This window comes from Mucilaginibacter pineti (assembly GCF_900101875.1).
Classification (GTDB): domain Bacteria; phylum Bacteroidota; class Bacteroidia; order Sphingobacteriales; family Sphingobacteriaceae; genus Mucilaginibacter; species Mucilaginibacter pineti.
The window spans coordinates 290,184-312,111 of record NZ_FNAI01000008.1; the positions used below are offsets into that span (position 1 = coordinate 290,184).

A 21,928-nucleotide genomic window follows, 5' to 3' on the forward strand; every position below is an offset into this window, starting at 1 on the left:
TTTGCCCCAATTCACTGCCCCTTCTGCAAAACTTGCTATGCCCCCGCAACCACACGAGGCCACCATTGTTCTGCCCGCTTTCGTCCGAAGCTTATCTGCTGACGAGAAAAAGAAAAAATTGTTTGAACCTTGATTTTAGGGATTAAAGGATGGCCAGTATTTTTATCTATGGTACTCCAAAAGCACCCCACCCTCGTTAACCGTAAATCCGGCATCAGCAGCTTCAGATGCACAAGCCCAGCAAAAGCAGAAACTTTCATAGAAGCTGGTGCAGCCGGGAGTTTATTCACGGCCGTTTATTTTAGACGTTCATGAGATCGCTGCGCTAAGTTTCTTTGGTTACTTTCTTTTGCGGAAAAAGTACGGCGAAGACCTCTTGAGTTCCTTTAAAAACAAACAATCACGAAAAACGTGGCATCCACTGGCTTAGATATTGCACTGCCATTACTCATAAGCACAAATAATAAGCGCGAGAACTCATCCAAACGCTTAATCAACCACCAAAACCCCATCTGCCATAATCTCAATATCTTTTTTGGGCTGGGTGATCTTAGCTATTTCGTCTTTGCTTTTGCCGGCATCGGCGGCGTAATGTTGCAGGCGGGCTACTGATGTTTCTTTTACATTGGCTTTGCCCTCAACTACTACCGTTTTACCTACAATATTTTGCGGCATAAAGTAAGCATAGTCGGTAAATCTAATCATTACGGGGCTGGCATTCTCCCGGGCTATTTTCATGAAACAACCCTTCTTGGTACAAACCTCAACCACCTTACCGGTTACCCTGCCCTTATAAACCGAATCGGTATTTAGCGTTTTGTTTAAGGCCGTAACATCTATGGCTTTATCGGCAGTTATGGTTTTGCCATAGGTTACTCCCGGTGCTGCCGGGGTTATTTTATCTTGTGCAAACGTTATGGTAGTAAGCAGTAACGCGGCGATAAAAAAGGCAAGTGCTTTCATAGTTTTAATGTAATAAATGAAATATTTGTACCAAAAATAGTAAATAAAAAGTGGTTTAGGAGGTAAACAGCACGGTTTTGAGGGCGTTTTTAGGCACAGATAAGTTATATTTGGACATGAAGGGAATGAAGATATTTAAAGATTCAATAATGATAGGGCTGGGAATCATATCAGCTGCGTTTGGCCTCAAAGGCTTTTTATTATCGAGCCATTTTATTGATGGCGGGGTAACCGGTATCTCCATGCTGGTAGCTGATCTGTCGGCCATACCTATTTCCATACTTATATTTGTTATCAATGTGCCCTTCTTGTGGCTTGGCTACAAAAAACTGGGCTTATACTTCGCCATAAAAAGCACTATAGCTATCGGTCTTTTATCTGTGAGCCTTGTGTTCATTAACTTTCCGGATGTTACGCACGATAAACTGCTTACGGCCGTATTCGGTGGCGTATTTATTGGTACGGGCAGCGGTTTGGCTATTCGTGGCGGCGCAGTGCTTGATGGCACCGAGATTGCCGCTGTGCTGGTCAGCAAAAAAACACAATTACTAAAAGTGAGCGACTTTATCCTGTTACTAAACGTATTGATCTTTGGCCTCGCTGCCTTTTTCCTGGGCGTTGAACCGGCCATGTATTCTATCCTCACCTATATGGCAGCCGCCAAAATGATAGATTTTATTTTGAACGGTATTGAGCAATACTCGGGCATTACGGTTATCTCCCTGCATAGTGAAGCCATCCGCAGGGCAATTACGGTAACATTAGGGCGTGGTGTAACTATTTACCAGGGCAAAAGCGGTTATGGGAAGGATGGCCATATTAACGATCCGCGTGATATTGTTTTCACGGTGGCTACGCGGCTCGAGATCCCTTTGCTAAAACAAACCATTTTACGGATAGATCCCAAGGCATTTATTGTTCAACAAAGTATTGACGATACTACAGGCGGATTGCTAAAACGCAAAGGGCTGCATTAATAAAACCATTTGACACTTGGTATTTAGGTTAATCATATCTGGCGAAATATTTTTTTTGCGATATAATTATATATCATAAAAAACCGTTTATTTTCGCCCCCCTAATTAATATAACAGATATGAAAAAAACCTTTACCACAATTATTATTCTTTTAGGCGCTTACACTGCAACATTTGCGCAACAAAAAAAAGGCGATGTTGAGCTGGGTGTAAACACTGGTGTTAACTTCTCTACAGTTATTAACTCACAAGCCACCAACACAAACTACCACACTGGGTTTAACGCAGGCGTAGCTGCCGACTATTATTTTTCAGACAGGTGGAGCATCAAGGCAAAAGCCCTTTATGATCAAAAAGGCTGGAATAATGGATTTATTATTTCGGATCAATCAGGATCAAGTTCGGTATTAACTACAAATTTTAAGCTTAATTATATAAGTATACCCGTAATGGCTAACTGGCATTTTGGTAAAACCCGTAACTGGTATCTTAATTTTGGTCCGTATGTTGGTATACTAACCAGCGCTTCAGAAACGGCATCAAATACCGATTTAAAAGATTATTTGAACAGTACAGATTTTGGACTTGCGTTAGGCATTGGTGTTAAAATTCCGGTGTCAGAGAAAGTGAAAGTATTCTTCGAATATGACGGTCAGTCCGGCTTTACAGATATTGTTAAAAACAACCAGGGCACTTCCCTGCAAAATAACCGGGGCAGCTTAAATGTTGGTTTGAATTTCATTTTGAAATAGGCTAAAGGCTAAAGGCTAAAGGCTAAAGGCTAAAGGCTAAAGGCTAAAGGCTAAAGGCTAAAGGCTAAAGGCTAAAGGCTAAAGGCTAAAGGCTAAAGGCTAAAGGCTAAAGGCTAAAGGCTAAAAAACACAAAAAGCGGCTTGCGCCGCTTTTTGTGTTTTTTAGCAAACCTCGTTATTGCTGTTAGGTTTTCGGTGCTTTGCTTTTGGCTTTCAGCCTTCCGCTTTACAATACGCTTACTTTCTGCTTATGCTCGTCAATTGCTACAAATGTGAATGTGCCGGTGATGGCTTTTTCGCGGTTAAAGGAGTACATCTCTTCAATGTAAATTTCTACTTGTACTTTTAGGCTGGTATTGCCAATGTGCGATACTGTACCAATCAGTTCAATGATTGTACCTGCGGGAATAGGGCGGGTAAAGTCAATTCTGTCTGACGATACGGTTACCATTCTTTTACGGGTGAAACGGGTTGCTGTAATAAAGGCCACCTCGTCCATAAGGTGCATGGCGGTACCGCCAAAAAGGGTATCGTAGTGGTTGGTGGTATTGGGGAATACTGCCTTAAATATGCGTGTTTCGGATGCTTTGATCCTTTCGTCTATGGTCATTTGAATGAAGTTTGGGTGGATGGAACACAAAGGCCTGTCATGCTGAACTTGTAGAAGCATAGCGGGCACTTACCCAGCACGCACTCTTTCTATAAGCTCAGGGTGACAGGCCTGTAAATTAAAATGTATTAAATAGAGACTATCGCAGTTTGCCCCATTTTAAATACGTTGCGCCCCATGAAAAACCTGCGCCAAAGGCGGTAAGGATCATGTTGTCGTTGTATTTAAAATCGTTTTTAAAATCCCAAAGTACAAGCGGGATAGTTGCGGCAGTAGTATTTCCGTATCGTTCGATGTTTATTTTAACGCGATCGGCAGGCAAACCCAAATTATCGCCAACGGCATGTATAATACGATAGTTAGCCTGGTGAGGTATCAGCCAGTCAATATCGTTAATTACCATATCATTGCGCTTTAAAATATCGGTACAGGCTTCTGTCATTCCTTTAATGGCGGCTTTAAAAACAACCCGTCCATCCTGGAAAATAAAATGCTTGTTTTGTTCAACACTTTCTGTAGTAGCCGGTATTTTTGAACCACCACCAGGCACTAACAAATGTTCGCGACCGTGGCCATCGGTTTTAAATACACTATCTATCATACCAATATCCTCAGTAGTTTGCTCCAGCAAAACAGCGCCGGCACCATCGCCAAACAAGATACAGGTATTACGATCTTTATAATTTATGATAGCGCTGTTTTGATCGGCACCTACAACAATAACTTTTTTGTAGCGGTTACTCTCTACCAAACTGGCGCCCAAAGTAAAAGCATAAAGAAACCCGCTGCAGGCAGCGTTAACATCCGTAGCCCATGCATTGCTTAAACCAACCTTATCGCAAACTATGCTGGCGGTTGATAAAAGCAGGTGATCTGGCGTTGAAGTAGCAATAATTATACAGTCAATTTCGGCCGCAGAAATATTAGCAGTTTCCAATAAATTTTTCACTGCTGCAGCGGCCATATCTGATGTTGCCTGCATCGGGTCGGTTAAAATTCGCCTTTCCTTAATGCCGGTTCTTGAAACTATCCACTCGCTGTTAGTTTCAACCATCTTCTCTAAATCGCTGTTACTCAATATAGTATCCGGTACAAACCCTCCAACTCCTGTAATAACTGCGCTACTCTTTAATCTCATAAATACTCAAAAATCTGAAAAAACAGGCAAGTATACGGAAATTGCCTGTTTTTTCTTTGTCATGCTACTGTTGTTTCTACAACTAACTGCCTAAGTTGTTTCGCAGCTTGTACCATATTTACCAGCGCTACCTGTGTTTCGGGCCAGTGACGGGTCTTTAAACCGCAATCCGGATTAACCCAGATATTACCGGCCGGCAACAAATTTGCAGCCTTTTCAATGAGGCTCACCATCTCGGTAACAGTAGGTACGCGGGGCGAATGGATGTCATAAACACCGGGGCCAATTTCGTTTGGATATTTAAAATCAGCAAAGGCGCTTAGCAGGTCCATTTGCGAACGCGAAGTTTCAATGGTAATAACATCGGCATCCATATCGGCAATGTTGCCAATAATATCGTTGAACTCGCTGTAGCACATGTGCGTGTGAATTTGCGTTTCATCGCGCACGCCGCTGGCCGAAACCCGGAAGGCCCGCACCGCCCAATGCAGGTAAGCCGCCCAATCCTTTTTACGTAAGGGCAAACCTTCGCGTATGGCGGGTTCATCTATCTGGATAACTTTTATGCCTGCCTGCTCCAGTGCCACAACCTCATCGCGGATGGCCAGTGCTATCTGGTAGGTGGTTTCTGACCGCGGCTGATCGTCCCGTACAAACGACCATTGCAGTATAGTTACCGGGCCTGTAAGCATGCCTTTCATCAATTTATTGGTATTGGCCTGCGCAAAGCTGCTCCAGCGTACCGTCATATCTGCAGGGCGACTGATATCGCCATATATAACCGGGGGCTTTACGCAGCGGCTGCCATAACTTTGCACCCATCCGTTTTTGGTGAACAGGAAACCATCCAAACGTTCGCCAAAGTACTCTACCATGTCGTTACGTTCAAACTCGCCGTGCACCAGCACATCAAGGCCAATGTTTTCCTGCCAGCGTATGGCATCTATGGTGGCCTTCTCAATGGCTTCATCGTATTGGGCAGTAGTTAGTTCGCCTTTTTTAAGTCGTGCCCTTAGCGAGCGGATATCATCTGTTTGGGGGAATGAGCCTATGGTAGTTGTAGGGTACAGTGGGAGTTTAAAGCGCGCCTGCTGAATTTTTTGTCGCGCGGCAAATGAACTATCGCGTTGTGCATCTGTATCAGTTATGGCTTCGGTACGCTGCTTCACATCGTGCTTATGGATCAGTTTAGACAGGTTACGGCTTGATATAGCTTGAATATTAGCCTGTAGCAGTTCGTTATCGCCATCAATAATACTGGCCAGTTCATTAACCTCGTTCAGTTTCTGTTTGGCAAAAGCCATCCAGTTTTTTATTTCGGGGTTGATGGTAGTTTCCAGATCCAAATCAAAAGGTGTATGCAGCAGTGAGCAGCCAGGGGCCACCATCACCCTGTCTTTACCTAATGCGGTTATCGCCTTTTTAATATGCGATAAAGAGCGGATATAATCATTTTTCCAGATGTTGCGACCATCTACCACCCCCAGCGAAAGGCTTATCGACGCTGGCAATAAACTCAACACATGATCCAGTTGGTGCGGTGCACGTACCAGATCGATATGAAGTGCACTTACGGGCAGATTTACTGCCAGTTCGGTATTTTCATGCAGGCTTTCAAAATAGGTAGTAAGCAGCAGCTTAACGCCTTTACAGTTTTTGCTGATCTCTTTATAAGCATAAACGTAGGCCTCCTTTTCTTTTTGGGTCAAATCAAGCGCCAGATATGGTTCATCTATCTGCACCCATCCGGCACCGTAGCCTTTTAACCTGTTCAATACTTCAATATAAACAGGCACCAGTTTTTTGATCAGATCGATCCTGTCAAAACCTGCCTGTTTTTCTTTCCCTACTAACAGATAAGTTACCGGGCCAATTAGCACCGGCTTAGGCGTGTTTTGCAGGTGTTGTTTAGCAAGATTAAATTCGTCGAAGATTTTTTCGCTAAACAGGCGAAACTGCTGATCTTTTACAAACTCTGGTACAATGTAATGGTAGTTGGTATCAAACCATTTGGTCATTTCCATAGCGGTAATGTCCAAACCATCTCTTTGATAGCCGCGGGCCATTGCAAAATACAGGTCAATTTCGGTGTTGGCTTTGTTTTGGGTAAGCACTGGGGTGTAACGCTCAGGAATGTTACCCAGCATCAGCGAGGTATCCAGCACCTGGTCGTAAAAACTAAAGTCGTTACAGGGAATAAGATCGATACCGGCATCAGTTTGAATTTGCCAGTGTTGCAGCCGCAGCTTGCGGGCAACGGCAAACAGATCATCACGGCCATACTGACCAGACCAGTACAGTTCACTGGCTTTTTTGAGTTCACGGAGGGCGCCCACACGAGGGTACCCGAGATTGTTTTTGAGCATACGCATAAAACTTTTTTGGTTAAACATTAAATTGAATTAATGCTCCTTACGGTTTTCGGTATGCTTTCGGAGGAAATGGTAATTAAAGGTAAAAGCCTAACATGCAGGCACGCGAATGCCCGGACAGGTTATTCTTTTTCTTCGACTACTGCTTCAAAACGCGAAAGCATTGTCTTAATACATTGAGGCAAGTATCCTGGCTTATAACATTGTTGCCGTCCTTCTCGCCCCGGTTGGTTGGGACAATGGACTTGATAAAGGCAACAACCTTTTGTGTTACTTACAGTTGCGCGACAGCCCGTGATTTACACACGGTTCCTTATTAATCCCTGCCTTAAACAGGGAACCACATTGCAGAAAAAAAGTAAAGAACTTTATTGGGAGCGAATATAGGGAATAATCAGATATGCAGATGTGCAGATTTCAGATGTGCAGATTTTAAATGTGAAGGGGGGGCAACAAACGCAGATTACTTACCCGCCCATCGCTGCGCTCGGGCACCCTTTCTTCAGCTTCGCTGGAAAGAGGGTTTGCATAGTTAACGCTTCAAGAAATCGATAGAAAAACAAAACATGTTATCACCCTCTTTGCGGCGAAGCCGGAGAGAGGGTCGGCCAGCGAAGCGTAGCCGGGGTGAGTCGAAACAGCAAGCAGAGCCGATTTCCATCAGCCGCACACCACACCAACCACACCTCAGAAACCAGTAACTTATTTGACCTGCTTTTTACGGCTTGATCTGCTTTTTATGAAAGAATTTACCATTATACAAACCACACTACACGCTACCAACAGGTATACTAACATTACTGATTTTTGCATTTGTTTACAATTAGATTATAAATGTAACAGATGTGATACAAACAATGCAAGTGTTTTTGAAAATAATCATTTTACCGGTTTGGATGAAAAGTCAGCAATGGCTTATTTTATCGCTCCGCGTCAAATTTACTTTTTCAAAAACAGCAACGGCAAAGCACTGCCCGCGCCTAATACGGCTCCGGTTGCTACATCTGTAGGATAATGAACTCCAAGATACATGCGCGAATAACCTGTTGCCCCCGCCCATAAATAAGCCGGAGCAATCACATACCATTTTGGATAAGCTATCGATAAAGCCGTAGCCGTAGCAAACGAGGATGAACTATGGCCCGATGGAAAAGAATAGCCGCCGGGGCGGTAAACAGGCGTAATACTTATATTTTGAATAAAGGGCCTCGGCCGTTTTACTATTTGCTTAATAAGGGTTGTAAAACCATAAGATAGCAAAGTGCTGCTGGCAACATACAATGAATTTTGGCGCATCTCTTTATCATTGCTGATGATGCCGCCAACCAGCAAACCCGCGGGTACACCTACATTTCCATACATGAGGTTTTTGCTGATGAACATGAAAAAACCAGTTTGCTCGGGCGTGCGGTTATTTGCCAGATCAATCATGATTCTGTCGTCCAGCTGTTGCAGGCGCGCCTGGGCATGTGTTGAGAATGAGCAAAAACTGGTGGCTGCCTGTATAAAAAGGAGGAGTATTAAAAATTGGGTTCGAAGGATCTTTTTCATAGATGAACGCTGCCGGCAATAAAATCACAAGGTAAATATTATTTCATCAACTTGGGGCTTCATACAAATACAGAAGTTGTCATTCTGAGCGATAGCGAAGAATCTGATCGTCGATATGCAAGCCGCTCAGTAGATTCTTCGCTATCGCTCAGAATGACAAAGTATTATTAATTATAGTTCATTCATCTTCGCAATGATCTCATCAGCGGTGCCTATCTCTCCCAGCCTTGGTAAAATATATTTCAGGCTATTAATGTGCGCGTCCATAAATAAATCTGTCACGGCATCGCTGGCAAAGGCTATGTTATAACCGCGTTCGTTGGCCTGGCGGGCGGTGCTTTCAACACCAATACTGGTGGCAACGCCGGCGAGCACAATTTGGGTGATACCCCGTTTCTGCAACTCATCATGCAGGGCGGTTTCGTAAAATGCGCCCCAGGTTGTTTTAGTAATGCGGATATCATCTGCTTCAACAGCAATTTCGGGTGTTATGTCCAGCCAATCTGCTTTGGGGGCTGCGCCGCCTGTGGGGTTACTGTCCTTGCGTGTTTTTGATGCAGCCGAACCAATCGGATTAACATTTACAAGCACGACCGGCAAACCTGCCTTACGAAAAGCGGTTACCAATTTGGCCGACTTAGCTATCACCCCGGCAATTGGATGAGCAACGTTTAACTGCACGATCATCATCTGCAGATCTATAAGTACAAGGGCTGTGTTTTTATCAATAGTAGTTATCATATTAATGCGGTTTAATTAGATGTAAGTGTATTTATTGGTGAATGTTCCAACGTGAGCTCTGTTGCTTTTTTAAGCTTACTTTTCTTTAAGAAACGCAGGTGCAGCAGCCCGATGGAAAGCGCTACCAAACCCTCGCCCAAAACGGTATCGGGTACCCCTATGCGTTGCGATACAGCCCCTACTATTAATCCGCCAAGCGGTTGCATCCCAAAGAACGCCATAGCGTAAAAACTTATTACACGACCGCGCATGGCAGGATCTACCGTGGTTTGGATGAGGGTGTTGCTGATCGTTATCTGCGACATCATGCCGAAACCGGTAACCGCTGCGAAAAGCAGCGCCAGCGGGTAATTGTTCATATGCGAAAATATCACCAGTCCGGCACCAAATACCAGCGTGTTTATGGCGAGGATCTTCTTTAAATTATGCCCCGGCTTTAACGAAGCCAGGTAAATAGCCCCCGAAAATGCACCTAACCCTATCAGGCTGTCTATCACTCCAAAAGTGGATGCCGTACCCTTGAAAATATCCTTGGCATACACCGGTATCAATGTACTAAAGGGCAATACCAGCAGACTTATCATGGATAGCATGATGAGCACAAATTTAATAGATGGTGTATTTTTGATGTAAGTAAAACCTTCCTTCAGCTCAAAAAAGATATTGTGGGTATGCGGTTTCGATTCGGATTTAGGCAACTTCATCAGCAACAACGAACCTATTACCGCTATAAAGCTGGCTGCATTGGCGCCAAAACATACGGTATCTCCAAATTTCTCCAGCACCAAACCTGCAATACCCGGGCCTATTAAACGCGACAGGTTCACCATAGATGAATTAAGCGCCAGGGCATTTGGCAAATCTTCTTTACTGTTCACCATTTCGTAAACCAACGATTGCCGGGCTGGCACATCAAAGGCATTAATAACGCCCAGCAGCGCGCTCAGTGCAATAATTTCCCAAATAAAATAATGTCCGAAAAACACGAGCAAGGTAAGTAGCACTGCCTGTACCATAGATGCAGCCTGCGTAGCCAGCAGCAAGCGGTAGCGGTTATACCTGTCTGATACCACGCCGCCCAAAAACGATAACATAAACGATGGGAACAAGCTGGCAAAAAGTGAAACTCCCAGCATAAACTTGGAGTGCGTTTGTGAATAAACCACCCAGCTTACGGCGGTTTTCTGCATCCAGGTACCTACCAATGATATGGACTGACCTGCAAAGTATAGCCGGTAGTTACGGCTCTTAAAAGCGCTAAAAGTATTAATATTCATCACTCACTATCCCCTCTCCACGGGAAAAATCAATCAAAATTTACAATTTTTGTTAATGGCCCTATTACCTGCCTAAGCATTTCCTGCTCCTGGGCCGTGCAGGTAGCCTCAATGGCATCATTAAGCCAGGCGTTACGCTCGTTACGCACTTGGTACAACATCTGCCTGCCTGTTTCAGATAAGGTGATGATGGCCTTGCGTTTGTCCGTTTCAGAAATTCGCCGGTTTATTAAGCCGCGCTGCTGCAGGTTGCTTAATATTTGCGACATGCTTTGAGTGGTTATCTTTTCCATTGCAGCCAGCTCATTGGGCAGCAATTCCTGGTGCTGATCAAGCAGGGCAATGGTTGATCGTTCGGTTAACGACAGCTTATCGGCAGTTTGGGAATGCTTCCGCAATACCTTTATCAGCCTGGTTACTACGGTTCGCAGGTCGCCTGCCAGTTGAATATCTTTTTCTTGTGCCATATTGGTAAGTAAACTTGTAAGTTTACCTTACAAATATAGGAATTAAATTATCTACCTAATGTCATATCATGATTTAACGTGGTAACTGTTTATTTCTACTGTTCATACGTAATGCTTTCTTAAGGATTATAAATATCATTTTGTAAATTTGCTTATCGCCAGCCACCAATATTAAATAAAACGGTATCGCACATGAGCACCAAACATGATATAGCATCTATCAATGATATTAAGCTATTGGTTGATACTTTTTATACAAAGGTTGCTGAAGATGATATTTTAGCCCCGATATTTAACCAACGCCTCGGTAATAACTGGCTGCCCCACCTGGAAAAAATGTATACTTTTTGGCAAACCATACTATTAGAGGAGTATACCTACAATGGCAGGCCTTTTCCGCCTCATGCCAGGCTACCGGTTGATGAAACTCACTTTAATGAATGGTTAAGCTTATTTACAAAAACTGTAGATAACCTGTTTATTGGCGAAAAAGCCGATGAGGCAAAATGGAGGGCCGGGAAAATGGCCGAAATGTTTCAGCTTAAAATTGCCCATATTAAAAACAACCCCTTAAATATATTGTAAACATCAATTTGTAAGTTTGCAGTGTGCCGCCTCCTGTTAAAAAAACAACTATAAAAGCTAAAACACCTGTAAAACGCAAGCCTGCAGCTAAAAATAAAAAGGCCGCTGGTATACCTGTGCAATGGAAAATTGCGGGTGCCGGTTTGCTGCTTATCCTGTTATCGCCATTTTATTACGGATACATTTTACGAAGCGCAAGCGCAACCTGGCGGTGGATCCTGGATATTGGGCAGGATACCAACTACCGCACCTATAAAAGTTTCAATATCCGCATCCCATCTGGGTATACGGTGCATGGTATTGATGTATCATCGTATCAGGGCAAAATAAACTGGCAAAAGGTTAAGGCCATGAATGAGGATGGTGTTCATATTTCCTTCGCCTTTATAAAAGCAACCGAAGGGGTTTTAAGTATGGATCCTTATTTTCAGCGCAACTGGCGCGAGGCACCTAAAGCCGGAATTATTTGCGGCGCTTATCACTTTTTCTTACCGCAAAAAAGCGGCGTTTGGCAGGCGCGTTTCTTTTTACAAACGGTAAAGGTTGAAAAAGGCGACCTGCCCATGGTGGTGGATGTGGAACGATTATATGGCACCACACCTGCTAAAATGCGCGAGCAGCTGCTTTCTTTTATTAAACACATCACTTCAAAAACAGGTGTAAAACCTATTATTTATACCAACCTAAGCTTTTATGCCGATTACCTGCAGGGCTATTTTGATGATTATCCACTCTGGATAGCACATTACTACCAACCCCAGCTAAGGGTGGGCAGCAATACCAACTGGCAGTTTTGGCAAAACTCCGATAAGGCCCGTATCAATGGCATTAATATGAAGGTTGATTTTAACGTATTTAAAGGCGATAGCACCGAATTTTCCCGCCTGCTTATCCCATAAACAGTTTATTTGTTGCTGCTAAGTTCGGCTTTAGGTATTGTAAATTGATCTTTAGCCTTTATTTGTACAATAACCGGGTTGCCGTTACTGCTGCCTTTGGCAAAATATTGCTTCAGGTTATTTGGATATTGATTTTGGGCTTTGGCAGCTGTTGCAAACATCAGTTCGGCTTTTATGCTGGTATACACATAAGTGCCATCGCTGGTTAAAAAGTTACGATTGTAAAAATTGCCGCCGTTGTAAATGTCGGTTATCGGCAGGTTATAATTTGTGGCATCGGGATAAATATCTTTTATGGCAGCCAGCGCGTTAGTTTTAAGGTTGTATATATACGATATGCTGCCATTCGTGCCGGCTATCGAGCTGTTTAGCCTGAAAAATATATTGTTGCCAGTTTCGTAGGCGAAGGATACTTCGCGTATTTGTTTTTGATTGGCATTAAAGTAGGTATATCTATGGCCTTTAAGCGAGTCGACAGTTAAAACATCCTGCGGGAAAACGTACTCCTGGGGTAACACCAATTTATATTTTACATATGCACGCTGGCTGGTAAGTTCATAAATATTATATTCAAAAGGGCGGCAATACAATACGGCCTTACTACTGCCGATATCAAAAAATGGTCCGTGCCATGTGTAAATATCATCGCTGTTTTGAATGCTTGCCAGTTTCATGTTATAAGGCAAATACCCGGCATATTGCCTGCCTTTACTGTACAAACGGTATTCGTGATTAACAGTGTCCGGCAGGTATTGTTCGCTAACGCGATAATCAGCATAGCCTATGCGCCCGTTTGCAAAGTAATAAGGTGTGCCGATGCTTTTTTCTGGCTGCTCGCGTAGTTTTTTTCCGTCGAAATTATAGTAAATCTCTGTACGACCTTTTTTAACCATGATCTCGCGTTTTTGGCGGTTTACGCTAAAGGCGGTGGAAAACGAGGGCACTTCTATTTTACAATGAAACTTTCCGGTTTTATCAAAAAGCAGCACATGATTGGTCTTCTGTTCGTTAATAATAAAATACTTATCGGTAACTACCAGTTGATCTATAGTATTGAAACGGCTTTGAGCAATAGTTTGCAGCGGAATGTAATTTACCTCATCAAAAACCTGCTGCTTTGTAACATTGGTAACGCTGTTAGGGTCGATATAAATTTCCTGGGGATGGGTTGGTTCCTGCGCAGCGGCAGCAATGGAAATAAAAAACAAGCAGCCCATAATGGCGGCATTTTTCAGGTTAAGGTTACGCATCATAAAATGTGTTTATAGGTTTGGCAGATTTTTTTTGCGTGATAAATAAACTTACAATAGTAAGTTTATTTATCACGCACTTTTTTTGGACTACTTGGGATGCTGATGGTTTAATCGCCTTAAAAATTAAATCAGTTTATAATATTTACAGATCATAAGTCATTAATTTGCGGTCAAAAAAAAATGGGACAAATCAATTTATGATTTTGTCCCATTACAGGGTGATAAGGTTAAAAAGAGCGGTTAAAGCAAGTTTTACCGCTCTTTTCTACATTTAAACAAAAATGTTACTATTTCTTATTGGGCTGTTTTTGGTTAATAGACCATTCTGCCAGCTGGAAATCCCTGCTATTGTTATTTCCTTTAATTTTTATGCGGAACCACTGATACAGAACGTTATTGTTGAATTGCCATATCCTTCGCATAGTACGCTTAGGGAATACTTCATTATAGGTTTGACCTGTAGCAGGGTCATAGGTAGGGTTATTCTTGCTATCCAATTGAATCCACTTGATGCCATCTGCCGAACCTTCTACTACCCAGGCTTTGGGGTCACGATCATCACTGTCATTTGCCGATGTCATGGTATACGCACCGGCAAGTTTAGGCGTATCTAACTTAAAAGTCATTACCAGATCACCGGCAAATCCCGATTGGAAGAACTTGGTATTAGGATCACCATCTACGACTTTTAATGAGCCCTCGTTGGCATTTGGGCCACCACCGTTATCACGTGATACGCTAAGTGTACCGCCTACAGTTAAAAAGTAGTTAGGCCCAACTTTGCTCAGGTCATTATTAGGGTCAACCACGTTCAACAGGATCTCTTGCTGGGCCGAATAGCCCTGTGAATTTCTTGTTGTTAAGGTTACGTAATATTTACCCTCATATACATATTTATGAAACGGGTTTTGTTCAACAGAGGTACTATCGTCACCAAACTGCCAAAGTATATCCTTAGCATTTTGTAGTGTGCTGGTAAACTGATACTCCAAAAATTTTGTAGTATCGGGTTTGGTATAAGTAAAGTTAAGTACGGGTTTAGGCTCATCGGGCACTACAGCCACCGGCTTTGCATCCTTTTTACACCCAACTGCAAACATGGCTACCAAACTAAGTACCGGTAGTATATTAAAAAGTTTTTTCATTGTATAATTCATTTACAGTTAATAATTATTGAGCGGGAAACAGCTGACTTTGCGGCACAACACGACGACTAATGCCAACAGACGGAACCTCATACTCTAATATAGCGCGCTGGCCACCTACGTTTTCACGGTGATCGGCTTCAATGGTATAGTATTCGCCACGCTGCAATGTTATTTTTGCAAAACGGCTCGGTTGATCCCATGATGTTGTATAATCGTTTATAACCGCAACACCATTAATCCAAAGCCTGCTTCCATCATCCCATTGAGTTTGATAAAATATATATTCACCTCTTACCGGTGCAAGGAACTTGCCTGTCCAACGGGTTGAGAAATTATCATGACTTATGCCCGGGGTTGCATCCTGCCACTGACCATCGTTTTGCCAGTTAATATTAGGTTCTACACGTACAAGTGTAGGTTTTCTACCATCAAAATCAGCCAGCTGGTTATCACTAAAATATTCGGCTTTTAAACCTGTACCATTACCCGTTATATAAGAGTTATTGTCGAGATTAACATTAGGATCAACTACTACAATTATTTTATACTTGGTTGGATGAAGGATGTGTTTTGTTGGCGCGCTCAGGCTTATTACAAACGCAAATTTTTTGCCGGCAACAATGTTAGCGTCAAAAACTGGCCATCCTATTTTCAACCGTATATCGGCCGAGCTGGTATTTGAATTTATCCTTACGTTTGAATCAAGGAAAAACTCATTTGGTTTTAACGCTATGGCATTTGCAGGTAGTACATTACTTTGTATAAGTGAGGGTATGGTATCTGTATTTAATTTAACGCCTACGTTAAAAGCAGAGCCTGGTATGCCAGCAAGGTTAATAGTTAAAGGAATAGTTATCCCAGCAATATCCGCTACATAACCTTTTTGATAAACTACGTTGTCTACAGTATCGCCACCGTGGAAAATTGATAAGTAATGAATTTCTTCTGGTTTTATTAATTCTGCGGTATTTATAACGACAAGGATATTAGAGCTTCCTCCTTTTATTTCATTGCCTTTACCGGGACTGCTAAGCTTAAATGCAAAGGCAACAGTTTTACCATAGTTTTTTTCAATTGCCGATAACCTTATGGTAGCTATACCCGTGCCATTATCTGACCCGAAGGCTACGTTTATAACACTTGGGAAATCGATAGAACCTGCTGGTATTATTACTGCATCCTTTAAGGTTCCGTTTGCTATAAGCTGCGTTACGGTATCGCTGTTAAAGCTCACTCCAACCTGGAAAGCCTTGGTTGCAGGTGCCGATAACAATATCTTAAAAGGTACTTTTACCGTTTCATTATCCTTTGTAATGCCGTCTGTAACTATTCCATCGCCAGATATGCTGCGATCTGTAGTTTTTATCAGATCAACATTATCAAGTTTATTATGCTTGCAGGAAACACCTGCCAGGACCAAAGCCCCTAATAGCATGCAGTATATTCTTTTTTTCATCTTCAAATAATTTAGTCTGCTATAATTCAGTTTATTGATCAGTCCACACTCGGCCATCAAGCGCCCAACTCTGCTTGCTGGCAATTTTAAACCAGTTAATGATTTGCGATGGTATATCTGTTGTTTGCGGCACCAGTACAGCCAATGACTCGGCCGGTGGCGAACATATAAGGTCATTAAAATCTTCCCAAACGTAATTGCCTTTTAGTACAAAATCACGAGCTTGCGGACCAGCATCTCTGATGAAACCGCCTTGCCCGTCGGTACCTGGCCAGTAACCTGCTATAAAGCTATAATATGGGTGACTTTCGTCAATTGAAGTTTCGCAAGCGTAGTTAGCTATTGTGTTGTCAGGCACAGCTGTTTTAAAGAACCTGATATCGCTTACATACACATCAGGCACGCCGTGATCATGACCGTTCAGGAAACCAAGTTTAAGCGGGTTACCATTGCTGATACTGCCCGAGCCTGTAATTTCTAACTCGTTGTTGAACACGCCATCGGTATAAGTACGTATAAACCTATGTCCTGCACGTACTTCTCCTTTAACTGTTAAGTGCTCCCATCTGCCTTTTTGCAAATCGGCTCCACGGCATTGGTGATAATCACCATCGTTTGTGCCGCGCCATTCAAAGTACCAGTAATGATCTTCCAGGTAAATTACCCAACCTACAGTTGGGTGACCAGGTGACCACTCGCCACGTTTACCCAATATGCTTGGCCAGAAATAAGTATCCTGGGTCTTTTTCACTTTTAACTCAATTGTAAATGGCGTTTGCGTTGTATCTTTATCGCCGCCACCAAGGTTAAATACATCAGCTGTATCAATTTCAGCCCTTACATCCTGATCATGAAGCCTTACAGTACGGCCCAGGTACCTGTTACCCGTAAAAGGTTTGGTTATAATACGCTGTTTATAATTTTGGTTATAATAAATAATAAAGCTATTTGATTGTGTTTTGCTGAAAACGGTATTATCTAAATCAGTTGCGGTGTATTTACCACCTCTGCTTGAGCTTATAACAACCAGCCAATCTTCATCTTTATAAGTTGGGCGAGCCTGCAATGCAGCCATCATATCTCCTACATAAGTATCAAATTTTTCAATAGCTCCTTTGTACTGAGGTTTTGAATTGTCATATGCAGATGCTGCACCTGCCTTATCAACGTCGTTAAATTCCCCCACAACAAATGAGGCGGTATCGGTTTTAAGATTATTCACCACGGCTGCAGATACTTCGGCATCTGTAGTATAAAGTTCGCTTACATCGGTACCTCCGGTAAGGTTGTTCTTAAACACTGCAGATGATGCAAAACTTACGATTTTATTGTTCGGTTGGATTTCCTTTATCCGCTTGAAAATCACCGGGTAAGTTTGCAGGTTTGATTTCGAAAAATCAGTAGTAAGCACCTGGTGCTTTTCTTTTTTTACACCGGTTAACGTATTTGCCCAATTAGTAACATCGGCAGTTGAATCAATATCGCTTAATGCTACCCAGCTATAAATAGAGTGCGGCAATAATTTATCAATATTGGGTGTATTGGCGCTTAATACAGATGTACCTCTTGCGCCATCAACTATTAAATACAACACTTTTCGTTTACCGAAAGTTACAGTTGCAGTATCAGTGTTTTTATCGCCGGGTATTTTTCTGGCAAACTCCTTATTACATGACACTATTGATGTTATAATTACAGTAGTTATTATTGAACTTAACAATAACCGATACTTTTTTATCTTGCTCATCTTTGCTATTATAATTTGGTATTACTTACGGTTTCTGAATAACTACACGTATAATATTATTTTGTTCGATGTTATCGAAACGGTTAAAGCTGCCTATTAACAACCATGCACGCTTGCCATCGGCCGATTTGGTGTCAACCACATCATTAAGGTTGCCCGAGAAAGGCCCTGTTGCATTATAACCTGCCTCAAGTGAACCTGCCGAATTTAATACCATGAACCCGTTACGTGTAACGTTGCCGTACTTCTTGAAGTAACCGCTTACTACAATCAAACCATCATCTAACTGACGGCCAAACCCTGCCGACCCACCATCAAACCCTGCCGAAGCGAAGGTATTATCGAAGCTGCCATCTTCATTAAGCAATGCCATACCAAACGCGGGCTGACCATTATACTGCGTAAAACTGCCCGTGATAAAATATTTTTTTAACGTGGGGTTATATGTTAATGAGTATATACTATTATTAGCTCCCGAACCGGTGTTAAAGGAGGCATCTATACTGCCATTGGGATTTAAACGTACAAGGCGGTTGGCGGCCTTACCATCAAACGTGGTAAATGATCCGTAAAGCACCAGTTTTTCAAATTCAGGCGCATCGGTATGCATAATTGAGTTTATTGGACCATTTGCACCAGGCAACCCTTGTTTTGTAGTTGGATTGTACCTAAAATTAGAATCCAGTGAACCATCAGCGTTCAAACGCATGATCTGGCGAATTTCTGTACTGTCAATTATAACCGAATCGCGGGTAAAATTGTAAGTAGGTTTGCCATATCTTCTGCGTACATAGTACCTAAAGTTGCCGGTAGCCAGTATTTTACCTTGCTGTTTGTAAATAGCACTTATATAGTCATTAGCACCACCATTAAACCTTGGGAAAAATTTAAGCGTATCTCTTGAGGTATCCTTAGGTGTAATTTTTCTATATACCTTTATTCCAACAGTATCAATGGCTCCGTTATTATTAAGTGTTGTGATGTTGCTGATGTTTTCGGTCCGTTGATCGTAACCGCTAAAGCCACCCGCTATAACAAACTTAGTACCTAACTCAATTATTTTTGATAAACCTCCGTTGGCAGCTTTACCCGGTCTGAAAGTACGGTCAAGCTCACCATCAGATGATGTTCTTACAATTCTGTTGGTTGGTGTAACCAGGCCTTTATTATTATAATTATTAAAACCGCCAATTACTATATTACGACCATCAACCAGGTTATAAACCTGAGATACAAAGCCGTTGGCGCCTAATGTAGCCCTAAAAGATGGATCGATACTGATGTAGCCCGACACGGTAAACTGTGGCCCCAATACCAATTGGTCATCAATGCTTAATGATGTAATACCTGTACTGGCATTATTCGGCACTTTCACTGTAATTTCAGTTGCTGTGATTGATACTACAGTACCCTCTTCGCCATTGAACATAAACTTAACCTTATCCTTAAACGGCACAAGTCCTGTAGCCTTAAAAACAACGGTAGTGCCTACTATACCCGATGCAGGTACAGGTACAACAGCGCGATTCAGATCGACACCTAAAGGTTGTTTAGCGCCACTGTATGGATCCGGGAAGTCTGTTTGTGACTTTTTACAGCTTTGAACTGCAATTGCCGCCAAAGCAAGTATTATTATAAATTTAAATTTTCTCATGATTTAATTTCATTACAGTTAAACAGTTACAAACAATATTATTCTGGTTTAGGCCCTAAACCTGTGTTATAAACATCATTTATAAAGTTGCCTATATCATATCCAAAATAGTATTGCTGATCTTGCAACGCATGTACCACTCCGTTTGTAGGCTTAATATCTGAAGAAGCTATGTGATTGGTATAGTAATTATCATCGGGATGTGAAATATCCGGTATGTAGCTGTACTCTAATGTACGGGCACCAAGATATTGAACTCCGTTAACTGACGCATATGAAACACCAATATTAACAACTGAACCGCTGTAGGAATAATATAATGCTCCAGGATGTATGCTTCTCAAGCTTAAATCAATCTGTGGATAATCTTTTAGCTTGTTAATTCCTTTGAACATAAAGCTCTGGATGTATTTGCGCCATACGATAGGGCTTATTTGCGAAAGGCTTATAACTGTATCGCCCTTACCACCAAGACTATAGGTGTACAAGTACCAGTTTAGTGATCCTGGCGTATGCATATTTCCAATTGTTCTTTTTATAACACCGTCATCGGGTGCAAAAAAAGTAAAATCTGTTTTACGGAAATCATCTTCTAACCCGGCCAGTTTCACGATCTGGGCTATAGTGTCAAAGCGTACGGCCTTTGTTTCAAGGTAGTTAAGCATATCGCCGTTCCAGTTTGGATTGGCCAGCCCTCCATCGGTATAATATTGGTCGCGCTTGCAGGCGTTTAACACCAGCATTAAAGAGCAACAAACAAATATCAGCTTTTTAATATTTTTCATAATTATTATAATGCTATGTTAATTAGTTACCTCCGTTAGTCCAATAGGTATTCAGGACCATATACGGGTTATTATCTCTTGCTGATCCGTCTATAGGCCAGGTCCACGCACCACGGTTAAATTTATCAAGCGTTAGTACATTGTATGACCATTCGCTACTTAAAATTCTCTTGGTGCGCACCAGGTCAAAATACTGATGACCTTCACCCATCAGCTCGCGTGATCTTTCCAGGAAAATAGCATCCTTCAAATCCTGACCGCCACCACCTGTATACCCGTCTAATCCGGCCCTTAGCCTTACCTTGTTTAGCATGGCTATGGCTTCGTCATCGCTGTTACCGAGTTCGGCAAGTGCCTCGGCGGTAAGTAATATTTCACCTGCATACCTGAAAATCATGAATGTGTTATCAGGATTGTTATCTTCCTCGCCGGTTGAAAAGTTATTCTGAGCAAATTTCAGCATCATGAACTTTCCATTATCGGCATAAATATCTTCATTAAACCATATGGTAGCTCTTTTATCGCCGTTACCTGGATATAGTTTCTGCATATACTCACCGCGGAAGTAGGCGAAGCTAACCCTGTGGGTGTATTCTGGGCGTTTATACGGGTAGTGCAAGAACATATCAGAAATTGGTGCAACATTTAAATTCTGATCGCCGTAGTTAACGCTGCGGTAAAACTCAAACAAACTCTCTTCTGAACGGCCTTTGATTACTGTTGCCCATTCTTCAATAGGTAATAACCTGAATACATTACTTGCTACTAACTCCTTACCTAAATCGGCAGTTGCACTATAATATTTAGTAGCATTAGTTTTATCAAAACCAGCATTCCACATGTTCATGTTCATCATTAGCGCAATGATGCTACCACGGTTTGCACGTACACCCCTAAGTGCGGGATCTCCGAATGACCATGGTGCATCATTTTTTGATGCAGCTAAATCAACCAAACAGTTGTTTAATACTTTCACCATGTTTTCCCTTGGTAACGGTGTAGAGTGAAATGCATCTGTATAATAAGGTACATCACCGTATAGGCGTACCATAAAGAAGTAGCATAACGAACGGATAAAAACTGCTTCGGCTTTGTATTGTTTTTTCTTTGCATCGGTAAGGCCCGGAACCCCGTCCACCTTTGCTATTAAAATATTAGCACTTTGTATTACCTGGTAATAGCCCGTCCAATATGTTATACGTTCAAAGTGGTAAATACCTGTCCAATCGCCAGGGCCATAAATTGTTCTGAGCAAATCATTACGACCCAATACCTCAACGTATTCACGTGCTGTACCCAAGTCAGATTGTGCTTCGTGCATTACTTCACCTGAGCGATACTCACCTGTTGCGCCTATAAACTGTGTTTCGTTAACTTTTGCAAACACGCCTCTTGACATATCGTAGATGCTGGCAAGAACATCATCCTCTGATTGGAAGAAGTTGTTACCTGTAAGCTTGTCAATAGGTTGTATATTAAGAAACTTTTTGCATGAAGGCAATGTTAATGTGCCCACAATTGCTAAAATATAAATTACAATCTTTTTCATAATT

General features: G+C 42.1%; 20 protein-coding genes and 1 riboswitch. Of the genes, 4 read left to right on the plus strand and 16 right to left on the minus strand.

The genetic code is table 11. The annotated features are described in order from the left end of the window. Positions 1-35: 35 nt before the first annotated feature. Both BLS59_RS31255 and BLS59_RS18115 read right to left on the minus strand, forming a co-directional pair. Positions 36-290, minus strand: coding sequence for a hypothetical protein (locus tag BLS59_RS31255; RefSeq protein ID WP_143014160.1), 255 nt, complete (start codon positions 288-290; stop codon positions 36-38). Positions 291-489: 199 nt separating this feature from the next. Then, positions 490-963 (minus strand): DUF4920 domain-containing protein, encoded by a 474-nt coding sequence (locus BLS59_RS18115; RefSeq protein WP_091151195.1) that lies wholly within the window; start codon positions 961-963, stop codon positions 490-492. A gap of 125 nt (positions 964-1,088) precedes the next feature. Here BLS59_RS18115 and BLS59_RS18120 point away from each other — a divergent pair, with 125 nt between their 5' ends. Both BLS59_RS18120 and BLS59_RS18125 read left to right on the plus strand, forming a co-directional pair. After that, positions 1,089-1,940, plus strand: coding sequence for a YitT family protein (locus BLS59_RS18120; protein ID WP_240315267.1), 852 nt, complete (start codon positions 1,089-1,091; stop codon positions 1,938-1,940). A gap of 119 nt (positions 1,941-2,059) precedes the next feature. Further along, the gene (locus tag BLS59_RS18125; protein WP_091151198.1) at positions 2,060-2,692 is read left to right on the plus strand and encodes a porin family protein; all 633 of its coding nucleotides are present in this window, start codon (positions 2,060-2,062) and stop codon (positions 2,690-2,692) included. Positions 2,693-2,918: 226 nt separating this feature from the next. On the opposite strand, the gene BLS59_RS18130 is transcribed toward BLS59_RS18125, so the two are convergent. The 7 genes from BLS59_RS18130 to BLS59_RS18160 all read right to left on the minus strand — a co-directional run bounded on the left by BLS59_RS18130 (position 2,919) and on the right by BLS59_RS18160 (position 10,848). Then, complete coding sequence (locus BLS59_RS18130; protein ID WP_091151200.1) at positions 2,919-3,302, minus strand: acyl-CoA thioesterase; 384 nt, start codon at positions 3,300-3,302, stop codon at positions 2,919-2,921. A 139-nt stretch (positions 3,303-3,441) separates the two neighbouring features. Beyond that, entirely contained in the window at positions 3,442-4,440 is a 999-nt protein-coding gene (locus BLS59_RS18135) for a beta-ketoacyl-ACP synthase III (RefSeq protein ID WP_091151202.1), read from the minus strand. Positions 4,441-4,499: 59 nt separating this feature from the next. Then, the gene (gene metE / locus BLS59_RS18140; RefSeq protein ID WP_091151263.1) at positions 4,500-6,806 is read right to left on the minus strand and encodes a 5-methyltetrahydropteroyltriglutamate--homocysteine S-methyltransferase; all 2,307 of its coding nucleotides are present in this window, start codon (positions 6,804-6,806) and stop codon (positions 4,500-4,502) included. A 169-nt stretch (positions 6,807-6,975) separates the two neighbouring features. Further along, positions 6,976-7,172: riboswitch (cobalamin riboswitch) on the minus strand. A 579-nt stretch (positions 7,173-7,751) separates the two neighbouring features. Then, positions 7,752-8,363 carry a phosphatase PAP2 family protein gene (locus tag BLS59_RS32615; RefSeq protein WP_091151204.1) on the minus strand — a complete coding sequence of 204 codons (612 nt, stop codon included), beginning with the start codon at positions 8,361-8,363 and terminating at the stop codon, positions 7,752-7,754. A 171-nt stretch (positions 8,364-8,534) separates the two neighbouring features. Beyond that, the gene (locus BLS59_RS18150; protein WP_091151206.1) at positions 8,535-9,104 is read right to left on the minus strand and encodes an isochorismatase family protein; all 570 of its coding nucleotides are present in this window, start codon (positions 9,102-9,104) and stop codon (positions 8,535-8,537) included. An 11-nt stretch (positions 9,105-9,115) separates the two neighbouring features. After that, positions 9,116-10,381 (minus strand): MFS transporter, encoded by a 1,266-nt coding sequence (locus BLS59_RS18155; RefSeq protein WP_091151208.1) that lies wholly within the window; start codon positions 10,379-10,381, stop codon positions 9,116-9,118. 29 nt (positions 10,382-10,410) lie between these two features. After that, positions 10,411-10,848, minus strand: coding sequence for a MarR family winged helix-turn-helix transcriptional regulator (locus tag BLS59_RS18160; protein ID WP_091151210.1), 438 nt, complete (start codon positions 10,846-10,848; stop codon positions 10,411-10,413). A gap of 192 nt (positions 10,849-11,040) precedes the next feature. Here BLS59_RS18160 and BLS59_RS18165 point away from each other — a divergent pair, with 192 nt between their 5' ends. Further along, positions 11,041-11,433 carry a group III truncated hemoglobin gene (locus BLS59_RS18165; protein WP_091151211.1) on the plus strand — a complete coding sequence of 131 codons (393 nt, stop codon included), beginning with the start codon at positions 11,041-11,043 and terminating at the stop codon, positions 11,431-11,433. A gap of 23 nt (positions 11,434-11,456) precedes the next feature. After that, positions 11,457-12,332, plus strand: a complete 876-nt coding sequence (locus BLS59_RS18170; protein ID WP_091151213.1) for a glycoside hydrolase family 25 protein — start codon at positions 11,457-11,459, stop codon at positions 12,330-12,332. A gap of 5 nt (positions 12,333-12,337) precedes the next feature. Here BLS59_RS18170 and BLS59_RS18175 read toward each other — a convergent pair whose 3' ends face one another. The 7 genes from BLS59_RS18175 to BLS59_RS18205 form a co-directional block, all read right to left on the minus strand. Beyond that, entirely contained in the window at positions 12,338-13,585 is a 1,248-nt protein-coding gene (locus tag BLS59_RS18175) for a 6-bladed beta-propeller (RefSeq protein ID WP_091151215.1), read from the minus strand. A gap of 287 nt (positions 13,586-13,872) precedes the next feature. Continuing rightward, positions 13,873-14,730 carry a PKD domain-containing protein gene (locus BLS59_RS18180; protein ID WP_162842683.1) on the minus strand — a complete coding sequence of 286 codons (858 nt, stop codon included), beginning with the start codon at positions 14,728-14,730 and terminating at the stop codon, positions 13,873-13,875. Positions 14,731-14,755: 25 nt separating this feature from the next. After that, a complete protein-coding gene (locus BLS59_RS18185; RefSeq protein WP_162842684.1) occupies positions 14,756-16,189 on the minus strand; it encodes a PA14 domain-containing protein in 1,434 nt (477 codons plus the stop codon). A 31-nt stretch (positions 16,190-16,220) separates the two neighbouring features. Then, positions 16,221-17,936 (minus strand): LamG-like jellyroll fold domain-containing protein, encoded by a 1,716-nt coding sequence (locus tag BLS59_RS18190; protein ID WP_091151221.1) that lies wholly within the window; start codon positions 17,934-17,936, stop codon positions 16,221-16,223. Positions 17,937-17,961: 25 nt separating this feature from the next. Then, entirely contained in the window at positions 17,962-19,590 is a 1,629-nt protein-coding gene (locus BLS59_RS18195) for a DUF5008 domain-containing protein (protein ID WP_091151223.1), read from the minus strand. A gap of 38 nt (positions 19,591-19,628) precedes the next feature. After that, positions 19,629-20,375 (minus strand): hypothetical protein, encoded by a 747-nt coding sequence (locus BLS59_RS18200; protein ID WP_091151225.1) that lies wholly within the window; start codon positions 20,373-20,375, stop codon positions 19,629-19,631. A gap of 22 nt (positions 20,376-20,397) precedes the next feature. Next, the gene (locus tag BLS59_RS18205; RefSeq protein ID WP_091151227.1) at positions 20,398-21,924 is read right to left on the minus strand and encodes a RagB/SusD family nutrient uptake outer membrane protein; all 1,527 of its coding nucleotides are present in this window, start codon (positions 21,922-21,924) and stop codon (positions 20,398-20,400) included. Positions 21,925-21,928: the final 4 nt, after the last annotated feature.